The organism is Methylomonas sp. HW2-6, assembly GCF_052474525.1.
This window is the reverse complement of the sequence record NZ_CP184124.1, coordinates 3,737,246-3,754,069: the sequence shown is the minus strand read 5'-3', so window position 1 is coordinate 3,754,069 and position 16,824 is coordinate 3,737,246. Positions and strand designations below refer to the sequence as shown.

Genomic DNA, 16,824 nt, shown 5'->3' with positions numbered 1-16,824 from the left:
CATTTGCTAAATTGTAGCTGTATTTTTGGGAGTGCTAGTAAGTGGCTATAAAAATAATTAAAGATAATGTCGATAACGGTCTGGCATTACTTTGTTTTCTTCTGCTGATTGGGTGTAACTCTCCGGTTGAAACTGCCGATACCCATCTGCAAAAAGGGAAAGACTTTATCGAGAAAGGAGAGTTTGATAAGGCTTTCCTTGAGCTAAAAAGCGCCAATCAGAGTGATGATAAAAGAGGAGAGGTTTACTACTATTTGGCGTTGTTGGATGAAAAATCCAATAATTATAAATCGATGAAACAAAACTTGATCAGGGCGTTAGAGCTAGATGCTAATTTACTTCAGGCTAGATTAAAGTTGGGTAAGTTGCATGTGTTATTTGGTGAGTTAGATAAAGCATCGGAGCAGGCTAAAGCCGTATTGAATGTAGATCCGGCCAACTTAGAAGCTCAGATTATCGAAGCCTCTGTCTATGTGAAGCAAGAAAAGAACGATCAAGCTAATACTATCGTACAACAATTATTGAAAGACAACCTGAGTAATGTCGATGTGCTTTCATTGGCGGCCGCTCTGGCTTATAAAGCTAACCAAACGGCAGAGTCTTTGAATCTAATTGACAAGGGCTTGAGTATTGATGGTAAGAATATTGCATTGCGTTTATTCAGGGTAAAAATCAACGCAGCGAATAATGCAGTCGATAAGGTAATAGAAGACTACAAGCAGCTTGTCGAGCTATATCCGGAGAATAACAATTTTAAATTGAGTTTGGCTTCGATTTATTCCATGACAAATAAGCTGGATTCGGCTGAATCCCTGCTTCGGGATGTTGTAGAAAAAGAAGGTTATAAACCCGATTCGGAAATTACATTGCTTGAATTTTTCAATGCTAGATCCAAAGATCGAGTGCCTACGGAATATGAAGCTATGGTGAGTCGCCATCAGCAACAGGCGGCTTCGATTGTGGAACTATCGAAATGGATGATGGCAAATGGCTTTACAAGCAATGCTGAAACCGGTTTGAAGAAAGTCGTTGCCTCGGAAGGAAGTAGCGAGTTGGGCTTAACTGCACAAGTACTTATTGCGGATATCGCTGTTGGTGCCAAGCAATACGATTCTGCAGCACAAATCGTTGATAAAGTGCTTTCGTCAAATTCGGATTTTGTTCCGGCTAAGTTATTAAAGGCTAGGCTTTTTCTGATAAATAGCAATCCTGACGAAGCTGTGGCTCTGCTTAATAAACTAGTCTGGGATAAGTCGAATTTAGACGAAGTCTACTCTTTATTGGGGCAGGCCCATCAAGTCAAGAAAGATCGCAAAACAGCAGATAGATATTTTAAACAGGCCTTGGAAGTGAATCCGGTTAACATGGTGGCCTTTACAAATAGCTTTGGAGCTTATCTTCAGATTGGTCAGAGAGATGCGGCCAGACAGATTGTGGAAAAGGCGCTTAAATTAAAACCAAATCAAATTAATTTTCTTATTGGCGAAGCGGAACTTGATATCTTAGAAAAACGTTGGGATCAAGCTCAAGATGTTGTGCATAAAATAGCTTTGTTTTCCAAAGAAAAAGCGGTTCCTATTTATTTGCAGGCTAACGTGTTGCAAGGTAGGGGCAAGTACGCCGATGCAGTAGTGTTGTATGAAAAGATTCTTCAGGAATTTCCCGGTCATCTCAATTCGATGATGAATCTGGTTCGTAGCTATGATGCTTTAGGCCAGAAAGAAAAGGCACTGGCATATCTCGAAAAACACCATGAGCGACATCCTGCCGATGAGGTGATTGTTGGGGTTTTGTCGGACGTTTATTTGACCAGTAAAGATTACAGCAAAGCTAAAAAGTTGCTTGCCGTGCAGGTCGAACAGTTTCCTAAAGTCCCTTCAGCCTATTTGGCTTTGGCCAAAGTGGAAGCGTTATCTGGCGGAAATGTCGACACCGTAAAGCAAGTCTATTCGAAGGGTCTACAGGCCAATCCTGGAGACATACAATTGAGTCTGGCGTTGGCAGGGCTGTATGAACAGGCTAACGAAAAACAAATGGCAAGAAAAATTTATCAGGAATTGCTTGCCAAAGATCCTGATGTTGACGTGGCGATCAATAATTTATCTTCCTTGCTTGTGGAATCTGATAGCGACGATGATGTGGCTAAAGGCGTGCTGTTGGCGGAGAAGTTTAAAAATTCGGAAAACCCTTATTTTCAAGATACGTACGCTTGGGGGCTTGTGAGATCCGGTAAGATCGCCGATGGGATGAAATTATTGGAGGAAATCGTCATCAAGGAGTCAAAACTGCCTGAATTTAGGTACCATTTGGGTGTGGCGCACTACCGCAGTGGCAACAAAGCTACTGCAGTATCGGAATTAAAGCAGGCAATTGCTCTCTCTGATAAGCAGAAGAAGGGGTTTGCTGGCGTGGATATAGCGAAGAAGATGCTGTTCGAGATCGAACATTCTGTAACTAAATAAATGAGACTTTCCTAGTAGGCTATGTTGATAAACAATAAAATATTCTGCGCAGCTTGGTTTGCGGTATTTTCTTACGTATTTTTTTCTGGATGCGCTCAGCCTTTACTTGAAGACGTAGAGCAGGCATCCGATTACACTTATCGTATCGGCCCCGGAGATAGCGTAAACATATTCGTATGGGGTAATCCGGAGTTGTCGACGTCAGCAGCTGTAAGGCCGGATGGAAAAATAACTGTGCCGTTGGTTGAAGAGCTTTTGGCAAGCGGTAAGACACCCTTCGAGTTGGCGAGAGATATCGAGAAGGTGCTGTCTACTTACGTTAAAAGCCCTCAGGTCGTGGTTATGGTTGGAGGCTTTAAAGGTGTGCGAGATCAGCAAATTCGAATTATCGGAAGAATTGGTGGCGGTGGGGCCGGCGGTGGCGGAGGTGCCAGTGGCGGCGGTGGCGGCGGCGGAGGGATCGGTCGATATCAAGGGAAATCCATCCCTTACGAGAGAGGCATGACATTGCTGGATGTTATTATCCAAATTGGGCTTGATCAATTTGCCGATGGAAACAGGGCAAGCGTTATACGAAACGTTAACGGAGAGTTAAAACCGTATGCTGTGCGAATCGATGATTTGATTGATAATGCGGATTTAACGGCCAATGTTTTAATGATGCCAGGGGATATTTTAATTATTCCTGATGCGTATTTTTAAAACTGTTTCGGGGTGTTTTTTTAATAATGGTGAATGAATTTAAGGTCTTTTAATTATGCAGCAAGATCTTTCAGAAGTGTATTTTTATTTAAAAGGTACGCTTAAGTACAAACGAGTAGCCGTTATATTCGCGTTGGTGGTATGTATTGGTGCTTGGGCTTATGTGTTTTTAATGCCTGATAGGTTTGAATCTAAGGCGAAGGTGCATATAGATTCGGCCACAGTGATTAGACCGCTCATGAGAGGGATGGTGATTGAGCCAGATATATCTGCTTTGATAAGAATAATACAGCAGTTAATGTTCACCCGGCCTAATTTGGAAAAAATTATCGAATTGTCTCAGTTGAGCCGAGTTCAGGACGATTTCGGCGGTAAATCGGATTTAATCGAACGTCTCAAGAAAGACATTACCATCACTGGCGGAAGGGGGGATATATTCGACATCGCCTTTGCTTCTAAGGATCCCGAAGTGGCAAGAAGTGTGGTGCAAGCGGTGTTAACAGTGTTTTCGGAACAAACCGAAGGTAAAGCGCTGGCTGATGCCAGTGATGCTCAACGTTTCATAGAGCAGCAGATACGGGATTATGAAATTAGATTGCAGGATGCAGAGAAGGCCAAAGAAGAGTTTAAACGAACCAATTTGGATTTATTGAACGATACCGATCAATTTCAAGCGTTGCAGAAAATGAAGGAGCAGTTCCAGGACGCCAATACTGCACTTCAGCAAGCCATATCAAGAAGAGACGTTCTCGCGGAACAGGTAGCCGAAGTCCGAGATTCAGATGAAGATTGGGGAATTCCTACGACCTCCCAAGATGTGCCGTCCGCCGATAACGCCAGAATCGAGTCGCTAAAAGACAAGCGAACTGAGCTTTTATTGAAATACACCGAAAAGCATCCGTCTATAATCGAAATAGATAAGTTGATAAATACCCTGAAAACTCAGGAAGAACAGCAGGCGGCAGGTAAACAGGTTTCAGTGGAAAAAGAAGCTAAGAGCGATGAACAGACTTCGATCGCGCCCGCTAAAATGACAAACCCATACGTGCAAGCCCTGAAAATGGGTTTTGATAATGCCCAAGCAGAGGTGGCTTCCAATGAGGCTTTAGTAGATTCGATTCGAAAACGAATAGCCAAACTGGAGGAGGGTTTGAATGAGCGTTTAACTATCGAGACGGAGATGAAAAATCTAAATCGCGATTACGAAACGATCAGTCGTAAATATTCTGAGTTATTGGAAAGAAGAGAGCAGGCACATATCACCGAGCGTGTGGATGATCAAACTTCAAGATTAAAGTTTAAAATAGCTGATCCTCCGAGTAAACCTGATAAGCCGAGCTTTCCGAACAGAAAGCTATTTTATTCGTTGGTTTTACTCGTAAGTATTGTAATAGGGTTTTGCGTCGCTTTTTTAATTTATTTTATTCGTCCGGTTTTTATGTCTACGCGCCAAGTTCGCGTCGTAACTGGGCTCCCTTCTTTGGGCAGTGTGTCCTTAACCTCCCAGGGCATAACCAAATCTAGTAACGTCGACTGGGTGTTAGTATCGACGTTGCTGTTGTTGGTGGCTGGATATTTTGGAATTATGGCGCTAGAAATACTTAAATAAGGCGTTAATGATGAGTATTATTGAAAATGCGCTAAAGAAAGCGGCTAAACAAGGCTTGGTTGCCAATAGCGAAGCTGTCGAGTCAGCCAGTTTGGGTGTCGGTAAAAAGCCGGGTTTGCAGGATATCGATTTAGTAGAGTCCGACAACACAAATTTAGGTATTGGGACCAAAGTCGTTGCGGACAGGCAGGTCGTTATCGATTGGCAAGCACTATCTGAAAATGGTTTCATTGATAGTAACAATGCTAAGTCTCAACTTGCTGAAGAGTTTCGGGTGATAAAGCGTCCTTTGGTTAACAATATCCAAGGTGCTGAGAATAACGGGATTAACCGGTCTAACCTGATTTTAATATGTAGCAGTTTACCTGGAGAAGGGAAAACATTCGTTTCGATTAATTTGGCACTTAGCATCGCTAATGAAAGAGATAAAAGCGTTCTGCTTATTGATGCCGATGTCGAAAAACCGGGCGTAGCAAAACAGCTTGGAATTGATAACTCTCGCGGATTGATTGAATACTTGGAGGACGACAGAGTCACTTTTTCAGACATTTTATTAAAAACCGATTTGCCGAATTTGAGCATTATTACTGCGGGTAAGCGGCATAAGTATTCAACCGAATTGTTGTCTAGTCAGCGAATGTATTTGTTTGCCGAGGAAGTTAGTCGCCGCTATAAGGATCGTATCGTTATCTTTGACTCCCCGCCGCTCTTGGTTGCTACCCAGGCTCAGATTCTTGCCGAGCTTGTTGGGCAGGTCGTACTTGTTATTGCTGCTGAAGTTACTCCGCAGAGTGTTGTAAATGAATCGGTTTCGAAACTGAGCAATTGTGACGTGGTAATGACGTTGCTAAATAAAACGAGAAAAGAAATAGATATATACGGTCATAACTACAGTTACGGGAAATATGGCCATTTTTGATTGTCGTGGGGTTTCGTTTGATAAAGCCAGCCGGCGTCTGCTTGCCGCAGGGCTTTTTGCTTATTTTGGTTTTTCAGAAGTCTGTTACGGATTTGATTGGCGCGTGACTCCTAGTTTATCTGCTTCCGAAACGTTCACTGACAATATAAATCTCGCTAACGTTGATAAAAAAAGCGGCTTCGTGACCGAAGTTACCCCAGGGCTATCATTAAACGGTGCATCCCCTTGGAGTAATTTTAATCTGAATTATCGGCTGCAGAGTTTGCACAATGCCGGTGGGCGTGATGATCTGGATTTTAACCACCAACTGAATATGTCGTCTTTGTATCAGGCGATCAGGAATACTTTATACATACAGACTACAAGTTCAATTAGTCAACAAAATATTAGTAATGCCTTTGTTACCACCGATAATATTTCTGGTTCCGGTGGGCGAACCGAGAATAAGAACTTTAGTATCTCTCCTTATTGGACGCCACGGTTCGGTTCGTTTGGGAGTGGTTTGGTCAAGGTTGGATATAGCCGGTCTACTTTTGACAACGCTACTTCGGAAGGGACAACAGGTGTGGTCCCGGATAATTTTGTAACTGATTCCGATACTTTTACGCGCCAAGCCCGTTTATCGAGCGGATCTTTTTTTAGCAGCGTGAATTGGGCTCTAAATTATTCGTCGACGGAACAAACTAGAGGAACAGGTCAGGACGTCCGTTTTGAACAGTATCAAGGAGATATGCGTTATTTTTTTAATCGAAAGTTCAGCGTTTTCGGTCAGGCAGGGTTCGAAAATAATGATTATCAGACTACGCAAAATAGTATACGAAACGGCTTCTTCTATACTCTTGGCGGACGCTGGAGCCCCAGCCGCTGGTATTGGTTAGAAGTAGGTTTGGGTAATAACAAGCATGCCACGCTACAATTTAATCCGTCGAACAATTTTAGTTCTACCATTACCTATCGTAACAAGGATGTAGGGCTGAACACTGGAGACTCTTGGGATGCGAGTCTGAGGTATCAGCTTCAGCGAGCTAATATCGGCTTCAACTATAGTCAAGAGACTACCACAACTCAGCAGTTATTGACCGAGCAGGGCTATTTCCTCAGAGATGCATCTGGGAATCTGAGTCAAGTGATCAACACTCAAGATTTAATTACTCAGGGTTTTTTGATGGTGGACCCGTCAGACCCAACCGGAACTCGGTTAATTCCCGGCCCCAATTTTAATAACTCTCGGCTCGTGGCAAATCCATTCGATTTGGTCAATGATGTCATTATTCGCAAACGCGGAGCATTGTCGGTCAGTTACCAATCCGGCAAAAGCAGTTATAACGCTTCGGTTTATAACGAGAGGCGGTCATATGAACTTCGAGCTGGCGAGGACATGTCTTACGGTATTTCCGGCGGGTGGCAGTGGCAAATCGAGCCAAGGTTGGACTTTTACCTAAGGCCCTCTTGGCAGCATAACGAAGGCCAAATTACGGATAACACCCGATATGATGTTGCATTGGGCCTTACGCGAGCAATACCTATAAATCTCGGAAGACCGTTACTGATGAATACCCGATTAGAGTTTCGCCACATCAACCAAAGTTCTGACACTTCACGTTTCGACTATACTGAAAACCGTGCAACAGCCAACTTCAATGTTCGTTTCTGAATTATCTTAAGAATGTACGACGGTTTTTATAATCTCACCCAAAAGCCTTTTCAGCTCAGCGCGGATCCTGATTTCTTTTTCCAAAGCTCAGTCCATAAACGGGCGTTGGCCTATATGCATTACGGCCTGACCCAAGGTGAAGGCTTTGTGTTGGTCATCGGTTCGCCCGGTACCGGCAAGACCATGTTGGTAAAAAGTTTGATCAAAAATTTGAATAAAGACAAATTGTTGATTGGCGTAATGATGACGTCTCAGGTCGGACCGGAAGATACTTTGAGAATGGCTGCATCAACGTTCGGTTTCACATTTTCCTTGACTGACAAGGCTAGTTTGCTATCGGGCTTTGAAAAATTCATCGTCGAAAAAGCCAGAGAAGGAAGGCGGTTATTGCTGATTGTGGACGAAGCGCAAAATTTGCCTAAACAGTCGCTGGAAGAGTTGCGAATGTTGACGAATCTGGATGTGAACGGCAACCCGGTATTCCAGGTGTTTTTGGTTGGACAGACGGAATTGAAGCGCACTATTTATGCGGCTGACATGGAACAGTTAAAACAACGCATAGTTTCCACATTCCAACTCGATCCTTTGGATTTGGAAGAAACGAAGGAATATATTTTGTTTCGCCTGCAAACTGCCGGTTGGCGCGGAACGCCGGAATTTGCTCCGGGTGTTTTCGATGTGATTCACGAATTTACCGGCGGTATACCTCGGCGAATTAACTCGTTGTGCGATCGTCTATTGTTGTTCGGTTATTTGGAGGAACTGGCACTATTGAACGAAGAAGCAGTGCAAAAGGTGATTGTCGAAGTCAAAGAGGAGATGTTGCTCGAATCGGGAGATGAAGACTTTCATATGCCGCCCCTGGTTTCCAGTCGTGTTGGTGGTCTCGATGCGAGCTTGGAGCAAAGATTGGATCGCTTGGAAAGTATCGTGGACGGCTTAAGGGTTAGCGCCAATAAGGAGAAAGCCCTGCTGAGAAAGGCGATCTTGCTACAGTTGGATATGGATAGCGTTTACGGTGAAACAACGGATTTCGAATAGGGTTAATAATGCCTAAAACTATAGTCTGTGTCGTCGGCGCACGGCCGAATTTTATGAAAATGGCGCCTATTATTCGGCAAATGCAACAAGTAAAAGATCGGATCGTCCCTTATCTTGTGCATACGGGCCAACATTACGATCAAACGATGAAGGATACGTTTTTCCAACAATTGGGTATTCCGGAGCCGGATTGCGATTTGGGGGTTGGATCGGGGACGCATGCGGTCCAAACCGCAAATGTCATGTTGCGTTTCGAGCCGGTTCTGGACGAGGTCAAACCCATTGCCGTTCTGGTTGTTGGTGACGTTAATTCTACGATTGCATGCGGATTGGTAGCGGTTAAAAAAAATATTCCGCTGATTCATGTGGAGGCGGGATTGCGGAGTTTTGATCGGGAGATGCCGGAAGAGATAAACCGTATTCTTACCGATCAGATTTCGGACTTGCTATTTACGACCGAACGAGCGGCGGAAACCAATCTGGTTAAAGAGGGAATTGCGCTCGAGCGGATCAAATTCAGCGGCAATGTCATGATAGATACCCTGCTGGCGAATTGCAGACAGGCCGATTCCTTGTCTCAGATTTTGCAAAAATATGGCGTCGATTGCCTTGTCTCCGAAAAAAAGTATGCATTGTTAACTATGCACAGGCCGTCTAACGTCGATGATGTTGAAACACTATCGCGCTTGGTTTCGGTAATTGTGGATATCAGTAAAAAATTGCCTGTGGTTTTCCCTGTACATCCTCGGACCCAGCAAAAACTGCGCGAGGCTGGTTTGTTATCGGAGTTGGCGGAGCAGAATATCGTATTGCTTCCACCAGTGGGCTATCTGGAGATTTTGGGATTGATGCAGTCAGCCCAGTTAGTGTTGACTGATTCGGGCGGGCTACAGGAAGAAACCACTGCATTGGGTGTGCCCTGTATCACCCTCCGCGAAAATACCGAGCGGCCTATTACCGTAACTGAAGGTACCAATACTATTGTGGGTAGTGACCCAAGCAAAATCATGATGTGTGTCGACGATATTATGGCAACCGGCGGTAAATCAGGTCGGGTGCCTGAATATTGGGATGGTCGGGCGGCCGTTAGAATCGTGGAGGAGATTTTGCGGCATTATCAATTAGCGGGCTAACAAACTGATGAACGTAGCAATTAAGCCTGTTAACGCGATGACAGTGGATGTCGAAGATTACTTTCAGGTGTCGGCATTCGAGCGGCATATAGCGCGCGACCAGTGGGATAATCTTCCGCACCGGGTAGAGCAAAATACCAGCCGAATTCTTGATTTGTTTGAGCAGAGGCAGGTTAAAGCGACGTTTTTCACGTTGGGTTGGGTTGCCGAGCGTTATCCTGAACTGATACGGAGAATCGTTGCCGATGGCCACGAGTTAGCGTCCCACGGCTACCAGCATACTCGCGTTACTGAACAGACGCCGGACCAATTTCGAGAAGACCTGCGCCTGAGTAGAAATATTCTGGAAGATACTTCGGGGCAGGCGGTTATCGGCTACCGAGCTGCTAGCTATTCGATAGGCGCAAACAACCTTTGGGCTTTGGAAATTTTGCAGGAAGAAGGGTTTGTTTATAGTTCCAGCATTTATCCAGTAAAGCACGATTTATACGGCATGCCAGATGCGCCGCGTTTCGCTTATCGGCCAGCCAACGCCCCAGGCTTATTGGAAATTCCGATAACTACGTTGAATCTGCTCCAGCGTAATATTCCGTGCGGTGGCGGCGGATTTTTTCGCTTATATCCCTATTCTCTCTCTAAGTGGGCTTACCGCTATATTAATAATTACGAAAAGCAGCCCGGTATATTTTATTTTCACCCGTGGGAAATCGATCCGGAGCAGCCCCGGCGAGAGGGATTATCGTTTAAAACCCGCTTTAGACATTACCTAAATCTCGGCAAGATGCACCATAGACTGGATAACCTGCTTAGCGATTTTGCCTGGGACACCATGCGTAATGTATTCCTAACCCAATCAGACCGTCCCCACCAACCATGATTAAATTGCTTGAGCCCTCCCAAACAGAGCGTTGGGATAAGTTTGTTTTGGCAACTTCCAGAGGCAGTTTTTTTCATTTGGCGGGGTGGCAGCAAGTAATCAACCAGGCTTTCGGGCATCCTACTTATTACTATTATTGCGAGCGAGACGGTCAAATCACCGGAATATTGCCCTTAACCCACATTAAAAGTCCGTTGTTCGGAAATACTTTGGTTTCGAATGCGTTCTGCGTATACGGCGGTATCCTGGCGAGTGACGATCAGTCATTCAACGCCTTAAAAACGCAGGCGCAGCAATTAGCGAGGGATTTGAGGGTCGATTGTCTGGAAATGCGAAATCGGGTGCAGGCACATCCAGAGTGGCCTCATAAGGAACTTTACGTGACCTTCAGAAAAGAACTGGATCCGGACGTCGAAAAAAATCTAAACGCGATACCCAGAAAACAAAGGGCGATGGTACGTGCCGGTATCAAGGCCGGTTTGGTTAGCATTATCGACGACAATGTAGATCGCTTCTATGCCGCCTATTCGGAAAGTGTCAGAAATTTAGGCACGCCTGTTTTTTCGAAAAACTATTTTCGCATCCTAAAGGAAGTTTTCGGCAACCGTTGCGAAGTGCTGACTGTAGAGCATGAAGGGCGCTTAATTGCCAGCGTCATGAATTTCTATTTCAAGGATGAGGTTTTACCGTACTATGGCGGCGGTGTTGAAGCAGCTAGGGATCTGAAAGGTAACGATTTCATGTATTGGGAAGTGATGCGCCGTGCTGTAGAGCGAGGGTGCAAGATTTTCGATTACGGCCGCAGTAAAATCGGTACCGGATCCTTCCGTTTCAAGAAACACTGGGGTTTCGAGCCCGAGCCCTTGTTTTATGAAGTAGATTTAGTAACGGCAAAACAAATTCCGGAAATCAATCCGCTGAATCCGAAATACCAACTGTTTATAGCTGCTTGGAAAAAACTGCCGCTCCCGGTTAGTCAGTGGATCGGTCCTTGGTTAGCCAAAGACTTGGGTTGAGCATGAAGCCCAATTTGCTGTATCTGGTTCATCGGATACCTTATCCGCCGAACAAGGGCGATAAGATCCGCTCCTTTCACTTTTTACAGGCGTTGTTGGCAGACTACGACATTTTTCTAGGTACGTTTGTAGACGACCCTGATGATCGCCAGTACGTCGGTGCCTTGGCTGATGTGTGTAAACAAGTCTGTTGCGTCGATCTCGATCCTCGACTCGCAAAACTCAAGAGCGTGTCCGGCTTGTTGACGAATGAAGCCTTAAGTTTACCGTATTATCGCAATGCCGAATTGCAAGCTTGGGTAGACCAGACTATCCGTGAGCATTCTATCGATCGGGCGTTGATATTTTCTTCGCCTATGGCTCAGTTCGTGCGTAAGCATGCTGCGTTAACGGTTGTTGCCGATTTTGTTGATGTCGATTCCGACAAATGGCGGCAATACGCCCAGAGCAAGGCGTGGCCTGCTCGCTGGGTTTATCGGCGCGAGGCCCAAAAGTTGTTGGAGTTCGAGCGCGTCATGGCGGCGCGCACCGCCGCCACTTTGTTCGTGTCGGAGCAAGAAGCCCGTCTATTCAGATCGTTGGCGCCCGAGGCCGCGGACAAAATTACGTACGTGAATAATGGTGTCGATATAGAGCGCTTTGATCCTGCGCTTAGTTATCAACGGCCGTTCTCCGCCGATATGAAATCGATTGTCTTTACCGGAGCCATGGATTATTGGGCTAATGTTGATGCGGTTAAATGGTTTGCGGAACAAGTGTTGCCGTTGATTTTGGCAAAATGTCCCGAATTGCGGTTTTACATAGTTGGCTCCAAGCCGGCGCGCGAGGTTCTGCAACTGGCCGAGAATAGTGCTGCGGTGATTGTCACCGGTCGCGTCGACGATGTCAGGCCATATATAGCCTACGCCGATTTGATCGTGGCGCCGTTGCGGATTGCTCGCGGTATTCAAAATAAGGTTTTGGAAGCCTTGGCGATGAATAAGCCAGTGGTTGTCTCTTCTGCCGGAATGGAAGGCATACCGATCACGCAGGATTTGCAGTTGGCGGTGGCCGACACCGCGGAAAATTACGCCGACCGGGTTTTGGCGTTTTTAGAAAACCAGCCGGAGCGTGGTGATTCAAACCGCCGTTTTGTGCAAGACCGTTTCGGGTGGGCTGAGAATGGCCGGCGGCTGCGCCAAATGCTGGCTGGGGAGTGAGGCTGTGTCCGAAGCGAAGCCGCCGTTGATTGTACATATCATTTACCGACTGGGAGTTGGTGGGCTCGAAAATGGTCTGGTTAATATTGTCAATAAATTGCAGACAACTCGTTATCGTCACGCGATCATTTGTTTGACTGAAAGCACCGATTTCAGTCAACGTATCTGTCGGCCCGACGTCGAAATTTTTGAATTGCACAAACGGCCCGGTCAGGATTGGCGCTCCTTTCGTAGCGTTTATCGGTTATTGAAGCAATTGCGGCCGGCAATCGTCCACACGCGCAATTTAGCGGCCATCGAATACCAGGTTTGCGCTTTGTTGGCGGGTGTGAGTTACCGCATACATGGCGAGCATGGCTGGGATGTGTTCGATCCCGACGGGAGCAACGTCAAGTATCAGTTGTTACGCAGAATACTGGGGTCGATTATTCATCGATTTATTCCATTGTCCCGCCATCTGGAAAGCTACCTGCGGGATAGGGTGGCAATATCGGGAAGCAAGATTACTCGTATTTGTAACGGAGTCGACACAACGGTGTTTTATCCTGGCGAGAATGAGGCTATCGTTCCGGATGGTTGCGGTTTGGCATTGCGCGATAAAGTTGTGATTGGTACCGTCGGCCGTATGCATGGGGTTAAGGACCAAATTACCCTAGTCCGCGCTTTTATCCTAAGCTGTCAGCAATCGGCAGAATTTGCCGAACGTTGCCGATTATTTTTAATTGGCGATGGCCCGTTGAAAGCAGAAGCTATCGATTTGTTGAGTGCCGCGAATTTAGCGGATTGCGTCTGGTTGCCTGGAGAGAGAGCCGATATTCCGGTGATATTACGTGCAATGGACATTTTTGTGTTGCCCTCGATTGCAGAAGGGATCTCAAATACGATTTTGGAAGCAATGGCTAGCGGTTTGCCGGTTATCGCAACCCGTGTCGGCGGCAATCCGGAGCTCGTGACCGATGGCGAGACAGGTCGATTGGTTCCGGCTCAGGATGTCGTAAGTCTGTCAATGGCTTTGAATGAATTGGCGTTAGATGACGAATGCCGCCGCCGCTTTGGAGAAGGTTCCCTGAAGCGAATTCATGCTGAGTTTTCAATCGATAGTATGGTGGCTCGTTACCAGCAACTGTATGACGGGCAATAATTTGCGTCGGAGAGATTTTATATGTGCGGGATAGTGGGTATTTTCGATATTCGGGGATTGAGCGAAATAGACCGCAGTCTGCTGTCGCGCATGAACGAGTCCCAGTTCCATCGCGGCCCGGATGAGGGTGGGCTACATACCGAACCTGGATTAGGATTTGGTCATCGCCGCTTATCGATTATTGATTTGTCCAGTGGGCAGCAACCGATGCACAGCCAGGACGGAAACGTCGTGTTGACGTACAACGGCGAAGTTTATAATTTTCCTGAACTACGTTTGGAACTCGAAGCTTTAGGCTACGGCTTTAGAACTCACTGCGACACCGAGGTGATTTTGTACGCTTGGCAGGCGTGGGGCGAGGCTTGTGTCGAACGCTTGCGCGGCATGTTTGCATTTGCGATTTGGGATAGGCTGAAGCAAACCTTATTCCTGGCTCGTGACCGTCTTGGGGTTAAGCCCTTGTTCTATGCGGAGCTGCCAAACGGACATTTTATTTTTGGTTCTGAACTCAAGGCATTGACGCAGCATCCGTTTTTGCCTAAGGACGTCGATGTCACGGCCATAGAGGACTACTTCGGATTTGGTTACATTCCCGATCCGAAGACCATCTACCGGGGGGTGTACAAGTTGGAGCCCGGTTATTGCTTGACCATCAAGCGGGGCGATGCGGGTTTTTGGCCGAAGCAATATTGGGATGTAACGTTCCAGCCTATGGGTTCGATTGACCCCGTCCAAGCCGGCGAGGAGCTAATTGCTCGTTTGCGGGAAGCGGTTAAAATTAGGATGGTTGCCGATGTGCCTTTAGGCGCATTTTTATCCGGCGGCGTTGATTCCAGCGGCGTGGTGGCACTGATGGCAGGTTTGTCCGCTGATCCGGTGAACACCTGTTCGATTTCTTTCGGTGACCCTAAGTTTAACGAGTCTGAATTTGCCGCTAGAGTTGCCGAGCGTTACCACACCGCCCACCGCGTAGAGCAGGTCGATCCAGATGATTTCAGTTTGATCGATCAGCTTTCCGGCTTGTACGATGAACCTTACGCCGACAGTTCCGCGTTGCCCACGTATCGGGTGTGCGAATTGGCCAAGAAGCAGGTTACCGTGGCGCTTTCCGGTGATGGCGGCGACGAGAATCTGGCTGGATATCGCCGCTATCGCTGGCACACCTATGAAGAACGGGTCCGATGCGTATTGCCGGACGCATTGCGCATGCCGTTGTTTTCCGCTCTCGGTAGGGCCTATCCGAAGTTGGATTGGGCGCCGAAAATACTTCGCGCAAAAACGACTTTGGAGGCGATCGGTCGAGATTCTATGGCCGGTTATTTCCATAGCGTTTCGGTGTTGTCGAATGCTATGCGTACCGAATTGTTCAGCGAAAGTTTGCGGCGTGATTTGCAAGGCTATCAGGCGGTTGAGGTGTTCCATCGTTACCGGGATCGGGCTCCGCAGGATTCGTTGTCGATGGTCCAGTATTTAGATCTGAAGACTTATTTGGCTGGTGATATTTTGACCAAAGTCGATCGGGCCAGTATGGCTCACGCGTTGGAAGTGCGTGTGCCGTTGCTAGATCATAAACTGGTGGAATGGATGGCAACTTTGCCGCCGGAATTAAAGTTAAAAGGTCGGGAAGGTAAATATGTTTTCAAGAAAGCTTTGGAGTCATATTTGCCGTACGATGTTCTCTATCGACCTAAAATGGGTTTTTCGGTGCCGCTATGCAGTTGGTTTAGAGGCCCTTTGAAACAGCGGGTGCAAGACGCTTTGTTGGGTAGCACGTTGGCGAACACAGGTTGGTTCGATCATAGTTATTTGCAGCATATCGTTAGTCAGCACCAATCGGGGTTGCGCGACTACAGTGCCGCAATTTGGTCTCTATTGATGTTCGAAGCCTTTGCGCGGAATAATCTGACCTGATAGTTAAGAAATATCCCTTGTACAACTGTGCAATAGACACCGGAAAAGTGTTTTGCTAAAGTGTGACGTAATTCAAAGTTAAATCCAGGGTGAGCAGAAATGAGCGATGCAAATAATACGTTGCCCGAACATGGCGAACAAACAACCGGCGGTGCGGCCGTAGACAAAACGCGGCGGACGTTCGCAAAGGCCGGTGTCGCTGTTCCGATAGTCATGACTTTAGCCAACCGTTCGGCATGGGGCGGAGGGAAACGGAGTTGTGGCACGATTTCCGGTTTTCAATCATACGCCAGCGCTGGCAATGTCGATCCCTCAGGCACAGGAACCTATGTGCCGCCGACTCCAAATCCGCCCAGTCATTACTGTGGAGCAGGCACGGCAACAAATTGGCCGACAAACACCACAATCAAGTGCAGACCATTCACCAAGACTCACGAAAGTGGGGCGCCTTTGGAAGGTGGCTATTGTTTGCGTGATAGATTGGTAAGCGACGGTTCGCCATCGACTTCTACAACGAATAAAGGTAAGTGGAGGGCCAGAGATACTTGGGACTCTACTGTTGGAACAAGTACTGCATCCCAATACAATACTGTGGGCCAGTTCAAGCATGCTGATGTCAAATCGTTAGAAAATGCTTCAACTTATATCACCTTGGAATACGCGCGAAGCAATGGAGTGCCGGACGACAGATCGTTGCACGATTGCATTCGAGATTTGAGTGCCGGAAGTTACACTCTGGACAACTGTTTCGCTTGGTTGTTTGTAAATGCCTGCCATGGCAAAAACTTTATAGGCACTACTCCGGCCGATGTCAGAAGATGTTACACAGATTATGACGAGGCGACGGTTATCGGTTTTTGCAAACACCTTATCGGTAATTGTTAGTATTTGGGGAAGTAATCCCGCCGTGCTAAATGGTGATACCGTGCTGTGGCGTAGTGTTGGAAATGTTATATGCCATGAGTATGATGACGCATTGCTTGTTTTCCATGAGCCCTCTGGCGAAACCCACCTTATGGCAGGTGTTTCAAAATCTTTCCTTGAATATTGCTGTTCGGGGGCTATATTTAGTCTAGACGATTTGCTGGAGTGGGCTGGTCAAACAAATGGCGATAAAACCGACGTGTGTCATTCGCGCGATTTGATGCTATCGACTCTCG

General features: G+C 46.6%; 13 protein-coding genes. All 13 read left to right on the top strand.

Translation table 11 applies throughout. The features are described from left to right. Positions 1 to 41: 41 nt before the first annotated feature. The 13 genes from ACH518_RS18065 to ACH518_RS18005 all read left to right on the top strand — a co-directional run bounded on the left by ACH518_RS18065 (position 42) and on the right by ACH518_RS18005 (position 16,549). Positions 42 to 2,462 carry a tetratricopeptide repeat protein gene (locus ACH518_RS18065; RefSeq protein WP_445371084.1) on the top strand — a complete coding sequence of 807 codons (2,421 nt, stop codon included), beginning with the start codon at positions 42 to 44 and terminating at the stop codon, positions 2,460 to 2,462. Between the two features lie 21 nt (positions 2,463 to 2,483). Then, a complete protein-coding gene (locus ACH518_RS18060) occupies positions 2,484 to 3,164 on the top strand; it encodes a polysaccharide biosynthesis/export family protein (RefSeq protein ID WP_445371083.1) in 681 nt (226 codons plus the stop codon). Positions 3,165 to 3,219: 55 nt separating this feature from the next. Beyond that, positions 3,220 to 4,773, top strand: a complete 1,554-nt coding sequence (locus ACH518_RS18055) for an XrtA system polysaccharide chain length determinant (protein WP_140910598.1) — start codon at positions 3,220 to 3,222, stop codon at positions 4,771 to 4,773. 7 nt (positions 4,774 to 4,780) lie between these two features. Then, positions 4,781 to 5,692 (top strand): XrtA-associated tyrosine autokinase, encoded by a 912-nt coding sequence (locus ACH518_RS18050; protein WP_278211352.1) that lies wholly within the window; start codon positions 4,781 to 4,783, stop codon positions 5,690 to 5,692. Further along, the gene (locus ACH518_RS18045) at positions 5,679 to 7,346 is read left to right on the top strand and encodes a TIGR03016 family PEP-CTERM system-associated outer membrane protein (RefSeq protein WP_278211353.1); all 1,668 of its coding nucleotides are present in this window, start codon (positions 5,679 to 5,681) and stop codon (positions 7,344 to 7,346) included. The genes ACH518_RS18050 and ACH518_RS18045 overlap by 14 nt, the downstream gene beginning before the upstream one ends. Before the next feature lie 12 nt (positions 7,347 to 7,358). Next, positions 7,359 to 8,387 (top strand): XrtA/PEP-CTERM system-associated ATPase, encoded by a 1,029-nt coding sequence (locus ACH518_RS18040; RefSeq protein ID WP_445371082.1) that lies wholly within the window; start codon positions 7,359 to 7,361, stop codon positions 8,385 to 8,387. Positions 8,388 to 8,395: 8 nt separating this feature from the next. Further along, on the top strand, positions 8,396 to 9,520 hold the full coding sequence (wecB, locus tag ACH518_RS18035; protein ID WP_445371081.1) for a non-hydrolyzing UDP-N-acetylglucosamine 2-epimerase: 1,125 nt from the start codon (positions 8,396 to 8,398) through the stop codon (positions 9,518 to 9,520). A 7-nt stretch (positions 9,521 to 9,527) separates the two neighbouring features. Continuing rightward, positions 9,528 to 10,397, top strand: coding sequence for an XrtA system polysaccharide deacetylase (locus ACH518_RS18030; RefSeq protein WP_445371080.1), 870 nt, complete (start codon positions 9,528 to 9,530; stop codon positions 10,395 to 10,397). Next, the gene (locus ACH518_RS18025) at positions 10,394 to 11,413 is read left to right on the top strand and encodes a FemAB family XrtA/PEP-CTERM system-associated protein (protein WP_445371079.1); all 1,020 of its coding nucleotides are present in this window, start codon (positions 10,394 to 10,396) and stop codon (positions 11,411 to 11,413) included. Before ACH518_RS18030 ends, ACH518_RS18025 begins: the two co-directional genes overlap by 4 nt. A gap of 2 nt (positions 11,414 to 11,415) precedes the next feature. Beyond that, the gene (locus ACH518_RS18020) at positions 11,416 to 12,612 is read left to right on the top strand and encodes a TIGR03087 family PEP-CTERM/XrtA system glycosyltransferase (protein ID WP_445371078.1); all 1,197 of its coding nucleotides are present in this window, start codon (positions 11,416 to 11,418) and stop codon (positions 12,610 to 12,612) included. A 4-nt stretch (positions 12,613 to 12,616) separates the two neighbouring features. Next, a complete protein-coding gene (locus ACH518_RS18015; RefSeq protein WP_445371077.1) occupies positions 12,617 to 13,753 on the top strand; it encodes a TIGR03088 family PEP-CTERM/XrtA system glycosyltransferase in 1,137 nt (378 codons plus the stop codon). Between the two features lie 21 nt (positions 13,754 to 13,774). Further along, a complete protein-coding gene (locus ACH518_RS18010) occupies positions 13,775 to 15,664 on the top strand; it encodes an XrtA/PEP-CTERM system amidotransferase (RefSeq protein WP_445371076.1) in 1,890 nt (629 codons plus the stop codon). A 99-nt stretch (positions 15,665 to 15,763) separates the two neighbouring features. Beyond that, complete coding sequence (locus tag ACH518_RS18005; RefSeq protein ID WP_445371075.1) at positions 15,764 to 16,549, top strand: hypothetical protein; 786 nt, start codon at positions 15,764 to 15,766, stop codon at positions 16,547 to 16,549. Positions 16,550 to 16,824 lie beyond the last annotated feature (275 nt).

What these genes read in the sequence shown, in the direction of transcription:
- ACH518_RS18060 (WP_445371083.1), top strand. Translation starts at nt 2,484, where the DNA reads ATGTTGATAAACAATAAAATATTCTGCGCAGCTTGGTTTGCGGTATTT.
- ACH518_RS18055 (WP_140910598.1), top strand. Translation starts at nt 3,220, where the DNA reads ATGCAGCAAGATCTTTCAGAAGTGTATTTTTATTTAAAAGGTACGCTT.
- ACH518_RS18050 (WP_278211352.1), top strand. Translation starts at nt 4,781, where the DNA reads ATGATGAGTATTATTGAAAATGCGCTAAAGAAAGCGGCTAAACAAGGC.
- ACH518_RS18045 (WP_278211353.1), top strand. Translation starts at nt 5,679, where the DNA reads ATGGCCATTTTTGATTGTCGTGGGGTTTCGTTTGATAAAGCCAGCCGG.
- ACH518_RS18040 (WP_445371082.1), top strand. Translation starts at nt 7,359, where the DNA reads ATGTACGACGGTTTTTATAATCTCACCCAAAAGCCTTTTCAGCTCAGC.
- wecB (WP_445371081.1), top strand. Translation starts at nt 8,396, where the DNA reads ATGCCTAAAACTATAGTCTGTGTCGTCGGCGCACGGCCGAATTTTATG.
- ACH518_RS18030 (WP_445371080.1), top strand. Translation starts at nt 9,528, where the DNA reads ATGAACGTAGCAATTAAGCCTGTTAACGCGATGACAGTGGATGTCGAA.
- ACH518_RS18025 (WP_445371079.1), top strand. Translation starts at nt 10,394, where the DNA reads ATGATTAAATTGCTTGAGCCCTCCCAAACAGAGCGTTGGGATAAGTTT.
- ACH518_RS18020 (WP_445371078.1), top strand. Translation starts at nt 11,416, where the DNA reads ATGAAGCCCAATTTGCTGTATCTGGTTCATCGGATACCTTATCCGCCG.
- ACH518_RS18010 (WP_445371076.1), top strand. Translation starts at nt 13,775, where the DNA reads ATGTGCGGGATAGTGGGTATTTTCGATATTCGGGGATTGAGCGAAATA.
- ACH518_RS18005 (WP_445371075.1), top strand. Translation starts at nt 15,764, where the DNA reads ATGAGCGATGCAAATAATACGTTGCCCGAACATGGCGAACAAACAACC.